This window comes from Cohnella rhizosphaerae (assembly GCF_029525575.1).
In the GTDB taxonomy this organism is placed as follows: Bacteria; Bacillota; Bacilli; order Paenibacillales; family Paenibacillaceae; genus Cohnella; species Cohnella rhizosphaerae.
This window is the reverse complement of record NZ_JAPDIA010000007.1, coordinates 734,446-746,941: the sequence shown is the minus strand read 5'-3', so window position 1 is coordinate 746,941 and position 12,496 is coordinate 734,446. Positions and strand designations below refer to the sequence as shown.

Below are 12,496 nucleotides of genomic sequence, written 5' to 3'. Positions count from 1 at the left end.
GCGGCCACTGGGTCCGCTCGAAGCTCTAAAAGTACATAGTTTGTTAAAATAGCGGCGCTGGGGTCCGTTCGGCAGCCCAGCTCTCAACCAAAGCAGGTAGCAGAAGGGTTTGCCGGGTTTGCCGTAAATGCGTTCCCGCCGCTCCCCGCCATCAACCCTTCACGCCGCCCGCCGCCACGCCCTCGATGACGCGGCCGGAGAAGAAGAAGAACAGGATGAGCAGCGGCACCGTCGCCATGACCGAGCCGACCAGCGCGAGATCCATGTTGTACAGCACGTTGGTCGTGAACTTCATGATCATGAGCGGGATCGTCTTGCGGCTCTCGCTCTGCAGGAAGATGAGCGGCACGAAGAACTGGTTCCAGATCTGCATGGACATGATGATGCAGACGCTGAAGGTGACGGGACTCGCCAGCGGGAACATGACGCGCGTAAAGGTCGTCCACTCCCCGGCGCCGTCGATTTTGGCCGATTCGTACAGGTCGTGCGGCAGTTTGGCGAAAAAGGTGGTCAGCAGAAATACGGGCATCGACAGCCCCGAGGCGAGCACCAGGATGACGGCCCACTGGCTGTTCAGCAGATGCATGTCGCGAATGAGCAGGAAAATCGGGACGATGCCGAGCTGCACGGGGAACATGAGGCCGATCAGAAAGTAGAGCAGCAGCCCGCTTTTAAAGCGGAAATTGAACTTGCCGATCCCGTACGCGACCATCGTGGACAGCAGCACGACGAGGACGAGCGAGCCGAACAAGATGAGCGCGCTGTTGAGCAGGTAAGTGAAGAACCCCGCCTCCGCGAACAGCTTGCGGAAATTGCCGAAGCCCAAATGCTTCGGCATGCCGAAGGTGGCGGAGAGCAGCTCCTTTTTGGGGCGCAACGACTGGTAAGTCATATAGCAGAGCAGCAGCAGCGTCAGCAGCGCGTAAATCCAGAGGAAAGCCGCGCTGACGGGCGTACGCTTCGGTCGCAGTCTCATGTCAATCCTCCGCTCTGCGGTAAGTGAGGGCCACCTGGACGAGCGCGACGGCGAAAACGATGACGAACATCACGCAGGCGATCGTCGTCCCCATGCCCATCGCGTTCACGTTGGTCGTGCCGCCCACCGCGCTGTTGTCGCCGAACGAGATCCGGTAGAAAAACAAGGCCATCACGTCGACGCTCCGATTGATGCCGCCCGACGCGCCGCCGAGAATGAAGCTGTAGTCGAACAGCGTCATGGCGAAAATGTACGTCAGAATCAGCATGTTGAGAATCGTCGTCTTGATCTGCGGCAGCACGATGCGGAAGAACCGTCCCCAGTAGGAAGCTCCGTCGAGCAGCGCGGCCTCGATGATCTCGCCGGAGATCATTTTCATCGCGCCGAGGAAAAAAATCATGCCGACGCCGATGCCCGACCAGGCGACGAGCAGCCAGACGATGTAGATGCCGAGCTCGGGCAGGCCCATCCACGGCCGCGTCCAACCGCCCAGACCGACCGTCTCCAGCAGCTTGTTGAACACGCCGATGTTGCCGTCGAACACGAGCGTGCCCATGAACACGATGACCGGCGTCGCTATGAATTGCGGGGAGAAGATCATCGCCTGAAAAAAGCGGTGTCCCCGGATTTTGCCGTAGATAAGATAAGCCAGGTAGAGCTGCGCGGGAAGCACGACAAGCGCGTTCAGCGCGAAGATCGTGGCGCTGTGTCCCAGAGCGTTCGTCAATTGGCGGAACAGCTCGGGGTTCGAGAACAGCTCGCCGTAATTGCCGAAGCCGACAAACTTCTTTTTGCCGATGCCGTCCCAGCGGGTCAGGCTGATCTGGATCGCCGAGAAGATCGGATAGACGGAAAAGAGCGAATAAAGCAGGAAGCCCGGCAGAATGAACCAGATAAACGGCTTGCTGCGGATCCAGGCCATGGCGGCCACCTTCCTTCATGCGCGGGACGCGCGGGCGGCGATGCGCCGCCGCCCGGACGTGCCCGGATTTCGTGGAGAATCGTGCCCTTACTGACCTGGATACTTGGCTGCTTTGTCGAGGATGGCCGCGCCTTCTTCGCCCGTGATCGCCCCGGTCATCAGCTTCGGAATGACGTCCTTCATCATGATGTCCGCCGGGTTGGACTCCGGCGTGGACAACGCGGTCAGCACGGAGTAAATGTTGAGGCCGGCTTCGTCGAATACGGCGAGCTCCTTGACGCCTTCATCCTTCGGCGTAATGTCCTTGATCGTCGGCACGAGGCCCGTCGCGTCCTCCATGATCTGCTGCGCTTCCTGGCTGCTGAGGAACGCCAGGTACTTGACCGCTTCGTCCGGATGCGCGGACTTGGAGGATACCGCGTAGGTCATAAAGTTGCTGTAGCTCGACTGCACGACGCGTTTGCCGTCCTTGTTGGGCACCGGGAAACGGCCGAGGTTAATGCCCGACGCCACGTAGGTGGCGTTGTTCCAGGTGCCGTCGATGATGGCCGCCGCCTTGCCGTTCGTGAAGGCGAACTGCGCGCCCGCCATGTCCTGGGCCAGGAAGTCTTTGCCGAAATACCCTTTGTCGGCGAAGTCGCGGAACGCCTGCAGCGTCTCGGCGACGGTCGGATCGGTCAGCTTGCCTTGTCCGGCCTGCGCCTTCTGCAGCGCGGCGTTCGCGAACGCCGGGGCGAAGGCGAAGATCGGCCAGGCGCGGTCCCACTCGCTCTTGCCCGCCAGCGCGATCGGCGTGACGCCCGCCGCCTTCAGCTTGTCGAGGCCCTGGACGAATTCGTCCCAGTTGGCAGGTACGCTCAAGCCGTTTTTATCGAACAAGTCCTTGTTGTAGTACACGACGTTCGTATCGAAAAAGGACGGGAGCGAGCAGTAGAGCTTGCCGTCTACGGTGCAGTAGGCTTTTTCCGGGTCGGCATTGCGGCTGAGGTCCATGTTGTAGGACGTCAGGTCGAGCAGAAATCCGTTTTTGACCATCTCGCCCATCTTCGACGTCTTGTCGCCCTGCACCCAGAACAGGTCGGGCAGCTCGTTGGCCTGGAGAGCCACGTTCAGGCTCTGGTCGTTTTGCGCGAAATCGTAGGTCAGCTTGATGTTCGGGTACTTTTGCTCGAAGGCCGCATTGATCTTTTTGAACGGCTCCTCCAGCACGGCCTGGTTGCCCAGGTCGCCCCATACCTTGAGCGTGACGTTCTCCCCCGGACGAGGCGGCGGCGCTCGGCGATGCCGATGCGGACGAGCCGGAGGAGGAGGATGCAGGCGCGCCGGAAGACGCGCTGCCTTCATTGCCGTCGTTGCCTCCGCAGGCTTGCAGCGTCAACGCGAGCAGGGCGGTTGCGGCGAGGACGGCGAACGGTTTGTTTTTTTGCAAGATGAACCCCTCCTGAATAAACGAATCCTTGGATTGTGGCGCAAGGTAGAGCGGATCGCGATCTGGCTTTATTGTAAGCGTTACCACGTTATCCGTTCCATGCACGCCGCCCCGCGTTCCATGCCATAAAAAACGGAACCCGCCGTGCCGGATTCCGCGCGATGCCAAATTCAACGAATCTCGTTCCACGATCAACGCCTGCCCTTGAAATGGCTGATGGTCTGGCCCGTGGCCCGCTTGAACACCTTGACGAAGTAATTCGGATTGGCGTAGCCGACGCGCGACGCGATCTCCTCCGTCGACAGCTCCGTCTCGCGGAACAGCCGGACCGCCTCCTTGATGCGCACGTCCGTCAGATGGTCCGAAAAGGACTTGCCCGTCTCCTGCCTGAACCGCTGGCCGAAGTGGTTCTCGCTGAACCCGGCCAGCTGGGCCATGTCCTCCAGGCGGATCGGATCGGCATAATGCGCCTCGACGTAGTCCCGCACCCGCGCGACCCAGCCGTCGCGCGCCTGCTTGCGCGCGACCAGCTCCGCGGACTTCGCCGCGATGGCGCCGATCGTCCGGCGCCATTCTTCCGCCGTGCGGACGCTTCCCGCCGCCTCCGCGAAGGGCCACAGGGGGCCGAACCGCTCGCGCAGCTCCTCCGGCGCCGGATTGTACCGCTCGATCAGGAAGTCCGCGAGCTGAGAGACCGCCGCCACGCCGAGCCGGATCCACTCGGCCGGCTTGTAGCGCTCGCCGCGCTCCGCGCGAAGCGCGAGCAGATCGTCCGCGAGCGCGCCCGGCTGCAGCAGCCGCAGACGCTGCTTGAAGCTCTTGTACAGCGCCAGCCATTCGGCATCCGGGATCGCGCCTAGCTCTCCCGCCGTCTCGCGGAAGCGGACGCCGCCCTCGAACAGCGCGACGGCCGCTGCGGCCTCGGCGCCGCGCCTCGCAGCGGTCCAGTCGCCGCCGATATCCTGCGGCGCGGAAAACCCGATGGCCAGCGTCACGTTGAGCTTCTGCTGGAAGGCGGCCGCCCACTCCCGCGCCATTCTGGCCGCGGACTCGCGGTCGGCCGCCAAATCCGCGGCAACCGGGACCGCCTTCACGCCCCCCTTCACGACCGCCTTTACATCGGCAGCCTTCTTAAGGTCCGCATTCGCGTCGACGGACATGGATGCAGTCGCGCCCCCGGCCTCGGGCGAAGCGGGAACGGCTGCGGCCTCCTCGCAAGCATAGCCGCCGTGCAGCATGTCCTCGCTCTCGCCGAACAGCACGGGAAGGCGCAGCCGCGCGAACAGCTCCTCCGCCAGATGCAGCATCGCCCGCCGCTCCGCCGCGGCATAGCCGCCCTCGCGCGGGACGGGCTTCAGCGCCGCCCAGCGGAAAAGACGGCCGCGGCCGGCCAGCGCGACCGCGAGCGCCGGGCACGCCGCCGCATCCGCCGGCGGCGCCTCTACGGCTGCCGCAGCGCGGACGTCCGTGCGCTCCAGCAGCAGCCGGGACTCGTTGGCGAGCGCGGCCTCTCCGCCGCCGTCAGGCTCGCCGACGTTGCCGCGCGCCTCCGTTTCTTCCGCCGCTTCGAATTCGAGTCCGCCCAGCACCCGCAGCAGCTCCTCCGGCTCCATTTCATACTTGGAGATGTAATCTTGCACCCCGAGCCGGATCGCCTGGCGCGTATGCTCGAAATCGTTGTAGCTGCTCAAGATGACGACCCGCGCGGCAGGCGCGGCCGTCCGCAGCCCGCGGATCAGCTCGAAGCCGTCCATGCCGGGCATCCGGATGTCCGTGAGCACGACGTCGAAAGCTTGCTGCGCGCATGCAGCCAACGCCTCCTCGCCGTTTTTGAATACGCCCGCGATCCGGAATCCATGCGCCTCCCAGTCGATCATCGACTGCAGGCCGATCCGGACGAGCGATTCGTCATCCACGATCATGACGCTGCGCATCGGCTTCTCCCCCTTCCTCCCGCAGCAGCGGCAGCCTGACCGTCAGCGTCGTACCTTCGCCCGGCGCGCTCGCGACGCGCAGCCCGTACTGCGCCCCGTAGTGCAACTGCACCCGCTCGTGCACGCTCCGCAGCCCGATCCGCGCGCCGCCCTCCTCGGGCCGCTGCCGCCCGTCGCCGCCATCCAGGCTCGCGACCACCGCCGCGTGCCGCTCGGGCGGCATGCCGACGCCGTTGTCCGACACCGTCAGCACGAGCGTCCTGCCCGCAGCCGCGGCCGCGACCGAGATTTCTCCCGGCCGGTCGGCGTCCGCCAGCCCGTGCAGCAGCGCGTTCTCGATCAGCGGCTGCAGCAGAAACTTCGGCACGAGGGCATCCTCGAGCGCCTGCGGAACCCGCGACTCGAAGCCGAAGTGCTGATACCGCACCTTCTGGATGGTGACGTAGCTCTGCAGCATCGCCACCTCCGTCCCGAGCGGCACCGGCCCGCCGCCGCCGCGGAGCGCGTACGTCAGCAGCCGGTTCAAGGAGTCGACCGTCTCCTTGATATTGTCCTGCTTCTGGATCATCGCCATCCAGCGGATCGAGTTCAGCGTATTGTGCAGAAAGTGAGGAGACAGCTGATTTTGCAGCACGCGGATCTCCGCATCCTTTTTCTGCCGTTCCTGCCGGGACGCTTCCTCGATGAGCCGCTCGATCTCGTACATGACGGAGATAAACGTATCGTTCATCTCCACGATCTCGATCGCGCCCCCCGAACCGATTAAGCCGGCCGGGCCGCACGCCTTTGATCCCTTGCTTCATGTTGACCATGAGCCGACGGATCGGGATGACCAGGTCGATGACGAGCAGCTGCGTCAGGACGAGACCCAGGACGATGCAGCCCAGCACGATAAACGTCGCCATGCGGGCCGTGCGGTAGATCGGCTCGTACAGCTGGTTGAGCGGGAGCTGCGCGGACAGCTGCCAGCCGTTGCGGATGCTGTCCCGCGAGTAGGTGAGCAGCTGCCGTTCGCCCGCCTGCGCCGTTTTCCCGTTGCCCAGAATCTCCTCGCCTTTATCCGTCAGCAAGCGGATCGCGGCGTTTTCCCTGAACTTCGTCTGGCTGAAAATATCCGTGACCGCGTCGGTCCTAATGACGATCGTGAGCGTACCGAGCGCATTCAGCTTCTTGTCCCGGATCGACCGGCCAAGCCGGAACGCGTCGAACGATGCATAGCCGTCGCTGTAAGCTTCCGGGCGGAACCAAACGGCCCCGCCCTTCATCTCGGCCACGCGCGCCCGATAATCGGCGTCGTCCGCGCCGAAGCCGTCGATCGCGTCGGTGCCGTACGTATACTCGGCGTCCGGCGTCGTCAGCTTGATGGCGCGGATATAGGCGTTCTGGTCCGAGCCGAGCCAGAACACGTTGAGACGCTCGTTGATCGCGTTCTGGATCTCAAAGCGCTCGTACACCGAAGCGGGCTTCACCGCAAGGCGCGACAGCAGCTCGTCGTCCGTCATGATCTGCTTGCTCAGCTGTTCGTAGCTGCCCAGCCGGTCGTCGATCTTTTGCGCCATGAGCGCGAGCAGGTCGGTCGCATACTCGGCGGTCCGCGCCTTGGACGAAGCCGTATAGCTGTCGGTCAGAATATAGATGCCCGCCAGGGCGGGCAGCAGGATCAAGGGCATATAGACGAGCGGCAGCTTGAAAGGCAGGCGAATGCGGCGCCATCCCGGCGGGCGCAGCTTGAAGATGTTCATGGCGACTCTCCCGTCCGATCGCGCTAGTCTCTCTTGTAAGCGCTATCGCCAACATTCTAACATAATGTTCGATCGCAGGGCGCGCCGCCTTCGCCGCTGTTTCCAGCAGTGCCTTCGATCCCCTTATCAGGGTCCTTTTACAACCGGATCGCCCGCCTCTCGTCAGCCGACTCGTTCGCCCGCACGACCAGCTCCAGGGATTTGGCCGCATCCGCGTATGAAGACCGGATGCCGGAAGGATCGCCCGAGCGCACCGCTTCGAGGAAAGCCGCCGCCTCGTCCACGTACATGTTCTCCTCCGGAAAATGCGCGGACACCTCTTCGCCGCGGAAGTCCCCGTACAGCCGGCTGCCCAGTCGGGATAGATCGACCGTGAGCCGATAATCCCGGCCCAGCAGCTCGATCTCGACCCGCGGCCGCTCCACGCCCCACGAATGCGTATGCGTCTGGACCGTGCCATGCGCGTAAGCCAGATTGACGACGAAATTATCCTCGACCGTATAGTCCCCGCTCTTGGGCCGCTGTACGTTGGCGCCGAAAGCGTGGATCGCCTCGACCTCGCCGCCTTGCGCGCCCGCGATATACCTGGCGGCGTCGATCAGGTGGATCGCCTGGTCGAACATCGGCCCGCCGGACTTGGCCTTGTCGAGCAGCCAGCGCGGCGTCGGCGCTTCGGGCAGGCCGGCTGCGCAGGCATGCACGCTGCGCACGATCGGCACCGGCGCGCCGCTGCTCCGGATCAGTTCTCTAGCCATCGCTACGGCGCCTGCGTAGCGGTACATGAAGCCCACCGCGCATACGATGCCGCTCTCGCGGACGATCGCCGCGATCTCCTCCGCCTCGCTTACCGACCGCGCGGGCGGCTTCTCGACGAAGCAGGCGATGCCGCGCCGCGCGGCTTCGAGGATCGGTCCCTTGCGCACGCCCGGCGGCGTGCAGACGAACACCGCGTCGAGCGGCGTGCGCTCGAACAGCAGCCGGTAATCCGTAAAGGACTCGGCTCCGTATTCTCCCGCGATCCTGGCCGTCTTGCCGGCGTCCGTACCGCAGACGGCGGCGATGCGGACGTCGTCCCTTTTGATCAGATTGCCGATATGCCTTAAGCCGATTACGCCAATGCCGATGATGCCGATATTCATGGTAAAGCGCTCCCTTCTTGTCATGCCAAGCCGTGTTCATTCAAGCCGCTCGTTACCGTTCCTTGCCGTCCGCCTCTTCGAATACGATGCCGCGCACGCGAAGCGTCGCGTCGGTCGGCGTGCTCCAGTTGACCATCACGGCGCGCGTGCGCGCGTCGGGCGGATCGTTGCGCATCGCGATCTCGTCATGCTCGGACGCGCCGCCTTCGATTCGAATGGCGTACCGTCCGGCGCTGTATAGGGCCGCGCCGCTCGACAGACGCATCGTCAAAGGCCCCGTCGCTTCGAGTCCTTCCCCGCTTAGTTCTCCATCCTCCGGCGGGAACAGACAGACGGCCTGCAGGTAGATGCCGCGCGGATCGTCCGAGGCGACCCGCAGGTCCAGCCCGTCCTCCAGCAGCGTCAGCTCGATGTCGACGGCCGTGCGCACGGTGCCGATCCGGCGGCGCAGATGATTCGGCATGTCGACGTAGCGGCCGCCGGCGTGCAGCGTATGCTCGTCCGCGAGCGGACCGAAGTAGCAGCCCTCCAACTCCGCGCGGAGCAGGTAGCGGTCGCCGCCGAGCGGCTCGATGCCCGGAAAAGAGACCGCGCCGGCGCCGAACCAGCCGATGCCCAGCTTCAGCCCGAGCATTCGCGCCTCGCCGTACTGGACGTACAGGCATTCCGGCTGTCCCGCCATCGCGGTGACGCTCAGCGGTCCTCGCCGGTGACGCAGGACGGGCGCGCCGTGCGGATGCTTGACGACCGGGCCGAGATAGGGCACGCGGTCGGGGACGGGCGCGCGATTTCCTTCGCCGAACAGCACGGTGTACCGTTCGCTTGGCGGGGCAGGCGCAACCGTCGGCGTCATCCGCTCGGGCGTGAGCATCCAGTGCAGCAGCGCCACGCTCCCGCGCGGCGCCGTCCGTTCCGCGACCGCCGCAAGCGCGGCCAGCTCGGGGTCGCGCTCGCGCGCGGCAATCAGGTGGAACGCCGCGTAGTAGCGGTCGTCCATGCGGGCGACCTGCCCGAGATCCTGGCGTCCGGAATATTCGGTCGCGATCGTGTCTCCCGGATGCAGCATGTAGCGCATCATCCGCAGCGTGCTCGCCGCAGCGTCCAGCGCAGGCGCATAGCCGAACACCGTACCGACGTCATAGAGGTAGTAAGCGCAAATCGCGTTGTAGATCGAATTGCTCCGCTCGGTCCATTCGCCGTAGTCGGTAATGTCCAGGCCCTCGTTCAAAAACTCGAACGCCCGCTCGCGGTAGGCCGCCCCGCCGAACAGCTCCTCCATTTTGGCCAGCGCCGACGCCATCACCCAGCGGTGGTTCGGCGTATGAATGCCGCCCTCCAGCAGCGCCGGAGAGGCGCGACGCAGAAACGTCAGCACGGCGTTCGTCGCCTTCGCCGCTTCCTGCCCCGCGTCCCGCAGCAGCAGCTGCGCGACAAGCGCGACCAGATGCGACGTAAACGCCGTGTCGGGGGGCGAATCGATGTTGCAGTTGTAGAGCGATACGTTGCCGCTCGGCAGTTGGATGCCGAGCAGCTCCTCCGCCGTCTCCTCCAGCGCGGCCAATAGCGCCGGATCGCGGAAATACCGCGACCGCGGCTGACAGTAGAGCACCGCCAGCAGCGTCAGCCGGCTCAGCTCCCGTCCCTGCACCTTTATCCGGCGGACACTCCGCTTCTCGGCCTCCATCCGCTTCCATTCCTCCGCGAGCCTCGCCTCCTGCAGCCGGACGAGCTCGCCGATTCGCGCTTCGACAGTCGTTTGCACAAGCATCCTCCTCTCCGCCCCGGACAGGCCGAAGGACGGACGGTTCGCGGACCGGTCCGTCCTTCGGCCTGCCAGGGCGTGCGCCCCGAGCGTTTATTCGTTCGTCGTCTTCCAGTTCATGGCGACCAGGTTCTGCGTCACTTCGGCGTCGTATTCTTCGCCGCCGTTCTTCTTCCAGCCGGACACGACGTTCTCCCATTCCGCGTCGAAGTCCTTGGCGATGACCGCCTTGGAGAGCGCGTCGTACAGGAACTTCGTGATGTTGGCCACGCTCTTGTCCGATACCGGACGCGGCGTGTCGATGAGCGGCCCTTGCTTGCCGAACTTCTCGAACGATTTGAAGTAGGGGTCAAGAATATCGGCGATCTCGTCGGGATTCGGCTCGTTGGCGAACTGCTTCTTCATCTGATCCTTCGTCGGATTGCCCATGTAGCCTTGGGTGAGCAGATTCAAGTCCTTGAAGTACCAGTCGATCTCCTCCGCGTTTTTGACCGGATCGATCGCCACGTACAGGCCGTCTTCCTCCTTGAAGTGCACGCCTTCGATGCCCGCCTGGACGAGCTTGATGTTTTTCGCCAGGACGTTCAGGTACTTGACCGCGGCCGCCGGATTTTTGGACGACTTCGGAATCATGTTGAGCAGTCCGTATACGTTGGCCTCGGTCATCGCCTGCGTGCCGTTCGGCCGCACGAGGGGATCGAGCGTTACCCACTTCGCTTCGGGCACCGTTTTGCGCGTTTCCTTGGTGACGGTCCACGGATCTTCGTTCGAGTCCATGAAGCCGGATACGCCGGACGTGTAGTTCTGGATGAACTGCTGCGAGTTGACGTCGGTGACGAATTCCTTGGAAATGAGCCCTTCTTTGTACATCTTGTTCAGGAAGCGGAAAAATTCCTTGCCCTCGTTCAGCGCGACCGCGGAGTGGAATACGCCGTCCGTGAAGTTGCCGCTCGGCATATACATCTCGGTAGCCGGCCCGTCGATCGCCACGCCCGCGCCCCACATCGGGCCGAAGAAGAACCCCTTCATGCCCTGCGAGATCGCCGGCAGCGCCCACGGCACGACATTGTCCTTGCCGACGCCGCCCGGGTCCTTTTCCTTGAACGCCTTGAGCGTCTCGTACAGCTCGTCGAGCGTCGTCGGCGCCTTCATGCCGAGCTTGTCGAGCCAGTCCTGGCGAATCTTCATGTTGGAAGCCGCCGCCGTGCTCATCCGCATCGCCGGAATCGCGTAGCGCTTACCCTTGTACGTGCCGGCCGCCTCGAGCGACGGGCCGATCAGCTTTTTGATGTCCGGGCCGTACTGCTCGAGCAGATCGTCCAGCTCCCACAGGCCGCCCTGCTCCGCCCACTTGAACATCGCGTTCATATCGTACGTGATAATAATGTCGGGACCGCCGCCGGACGCCATCCAAATGTTGTTTTTCTCGCTTTCCTGCGAGCGCGGCAGAACGACGTATTCGACGTCGAGGCCTTCCTTGCGGGCTTCCTCCTGCAGCTTTTTGACGATGACGGTGTCCTCGAGCTTCTGGCCGTTGGGCGAATTCGAGCGGTCCCACAGCGACACGCGCACCTTTTCCAGCTTGCCGTTCCCCCGCTTGCGTCGCGCCGGCGGTTCCGCCGGTAGGAGCAGCGCTCGATGCGCCGCTATTGTCGTTATTGCCTCCGCATGCCGCGAGCGGCAGCGTGACCAGCGCGATCGCCAGCGCCGTCTGCAATCCTTTTTTCCAACTCCCCATCATTCCGGTTGCCTCCTTGGTAATCAAGACTGAAGTAGCGCTATCGTGAACCCGAACGGCGCGGCGCCGCGCAATCCGGACGTTCAACCTTTTACGGAGCCGAGCATCGAGCCTTTGACGAAGTACTTTTGCAAAAAAAGGGTATACGATCAGGATCGGCACGGTAGCGACCACGATGACGGCGGCCTTGAGCGATTCCTGGATGACCGTGAACTTGCTCTCCATCGTCATCTGCTCCAGCGACGTATCCATTTGCGACAGCAGCAGGATGTTGCGAAGCTTCGCCTGCAGCGTGAGCAGATCGGGATTGTCGATATAGAGCACCGCGCCGAAGTAGGCGTTCCAGTGGCCGACCGCGTAGAACAGGCCGATCGTCGCCAGCGACGCCCCCGAGAGAGGGAGCACGATCCGGATCAGATAACGCATGTTGCCGCAGCCGTCCATGACCGATGCCTCCCGCAGCTCGTCGGGAATCGTCTGGAAAAAGCTTTTCATAATAATGACGTTAAACGCGCTGATCAGTCCCGGGATAATGAGCGCCCACAGCGTATTTAGCAGATGGAGCGACTTCACGACGAGGAACAGCGGGATCATGCCGCCGCTGAACAGCATCGTGATCACCATGAACCGCATGAAGATCCCGCGTCCCTTGAGATCCCGGCGCGACAGCGGATAAGCCGTAATGATCGTGAACAGCAGGTTCAGCGTCGTGCCGACGACCGTCAGGAAGACGGTGACGAGCAGCGACCGAATGACCGAGCTGTCGGCCAGAATCATCTTCATCGAACCGACCTGAAACTCGACCGGCCACAAGAGTACTTTGCCCGTCTGGATCGCGGTGCTGCTGCTAAATG

9 protein-coding genes and 1 pseudogene are annotated in these 12,496 nt (G+C 63.6%); 1 reads left to right on the top strand and 9 read right to left on the bottom strand.

All coding sequences use genetic code 11. The features are described from left to right. Positions 1–151: 151 nt before the first annotated feature. The 5 genes from OMP40_RS21255 to OMP40_RS21235 all read right to left on the bottom strand — a co-directional run bounded on the left by OMP40_RS21255 (position 152) and on the right by OMP40_RS21235 (position 5,991). Entirely contained in the window at positions 152–976 is an 825-nt protein-coding gene (locus tag OMP40_RS21255; protein WP_277534352.1) for a carbohydrate ABC transporter permease, read from the bottom strand. A gap of 1 nt (position 977) precedes the next feature. Beyond that, entirely contained in the window at positions 978–1,898 is a 921-nt protein-coding gene (locus OMP40_RS21250) for a carbohydrate ABC transporter permease (RefSeq protein ID WP_277534350.1), read from the bottom strand. Between the two features lie 87 nt (positions 1,899–1,985). Further along, on the bottom strand, positions 1,986–3,242 hold the full coding sequence (locus OMP40_RS21245) for an ABC transporter substrate-binding protein (protein ID WP_277534348.1): 1,257 nt from the start codon (positions 3,240–3,242) through the stop codon (positions 1,986–1,988). Between the two features lie 276 nt (positions 3,243–3,518). Next, positions 3,519–5,261, bottom strand: coding sequence for a response regulator (locus tag OMP40_RS21240; RefSeq protein ID WP_277534346.1), 1,743 nt, complete (start codon positions 5,259–5,261; stop codon positions 3,519–3,521). Beyond that, a complete protein-coding gene (locus OMP40_RS21235; RefSeq protein ID WP_277534344.1) occupies positions 5,236–5,991 on the bottom strand; it encodes a sensor histidine kinase in 756 nt (251 codons plus the stop codon). The genes OMP40_RS21240 and OMP40_RS21235 overlap by 26 nt, the downstream gene beginning before the upstream one ends. Between OMP40_RS21235 and OMP40_RS21230 the strand changes: the two genes are divergently transcribed. Continuing rightward, positions 5,945–7,030 carry a hypothetical protein gene (locus OMP40_RS21230; protein WP_277534341.1) on the top strand — a complete coding sequence of 362 codons (1,086 nt, stop codon included), beginning with the start codon at positions 5,945–5,947 and terminating at the stop codon, positions 7,028–7,030. The two genes, OMP40_RS21235 and OMP40_RS21230, sit on opposite strands and share 47 nt — an antisense overlap. Positions 7,031–7,140: 110 nt before the next feature. Here OMP40_RS21230 and OMP40_RS21225 read toward each other — a convergent pair whose 3' ends face one another. The 4 genes and pseudogenes from OMP40_RS21225 to OMP40_RS21210 form a co-directional block, all read right to left on the bottom strand. Beyond that, a complete protein-coding gene (locus tag OMP40_RS21225; RefSeq protein ID WP_277534340.1) occupies positions 7,141–8,142 on the bottom strand; it encodes a Gfo/Idh/MocA family protein in 1,002 nt (333 codons plus the stop codon). A gap of 52 nt (positions 8,143–8,194) precedes the next feature. Continuing rightward, the gene (locus OMP40_RS21220) at positions 8,195–9,904 is read right to left on the bottom strand and encodes a hypothetical protein (protein WP_277534339.1); all 1,710 of its coding nucleotides are present in this window, start codon (positions 9,902–9,904) and stop codon (positions 8,195–8,197) included. A gap of 93 nt (positions 9,905–9,997) precedes the next feature. Then, positions 9,998–11,470 (bottom strand): extracellular solute-binding protein, encoded by a 1,473-nt coding sequence (locus OMP40_RS21215; RefSeq protein WP_277534337.1) that lies wholly within the window; start codon positions 11,468–11,470, stop codon positions 9,998–10,000. Positions 11,471–11,810: 340 nt separating this feature from the next. Further along, a pseudogene (locus OMP40_RS21210) lies at positions 11,811–12,419 on the bottom strand (carbohydrate ABC transporter permease); the annotation flags it as partial. Positions 12,420–12,496 lie beyond the last annotated feature (77 nt).

Coding starts and splice junctions, on each gene's coding strand:
- OMP40_RS21255 (WP_277534352.1), bottom strand. CDS start 976: ATGAGACTGCGACCGAAGCGTACGCCCGTCAGCGCGGCTTTCCTCTGG.
- OMP40_RS21250 (WP_277534350.1), bottom strand. CDS start 1,898: ATGGCCTGGATCCGCAGCAAGCCGTTTATCTGGTTCATTCTGCCGGGC.
- OMP40_RS21245 (WP_277534348.1), bottom strand. CDS start 3,242: ATGAAGGCAGCGCGTCTTCCGGCGCGCCTGCATCCTCCTCCTCCGGCT.
- OMP40_RS21240 (WP_277534346.1), bottom strand. CDS start 5,261: ATGCGCAGCGTCATGATCGTGGATGACGAATCGCTCGTCCGGATCGGC.
- OMP40_RS21230 (WP_277534341.1), top strand. CDS start 5,945: ATGAGCCGCTCGATCTCGTACATGACGGAGATAAACGTATCGTTCATC.
- OMP40_RS21235 (WP_277534344.1), bottom strand. CDS start 5,991: ATGAACGATACGTTTATCTCCGTCATGTACGAGATCGAGCGGCTCATC.
- OMP40_RS21225 (WP_277534340.1), bottom strand. CDS start 8,142: ATGAATATCGGCATCATCGGCATTGGCGTAATCGGCTTAAGGCATATC.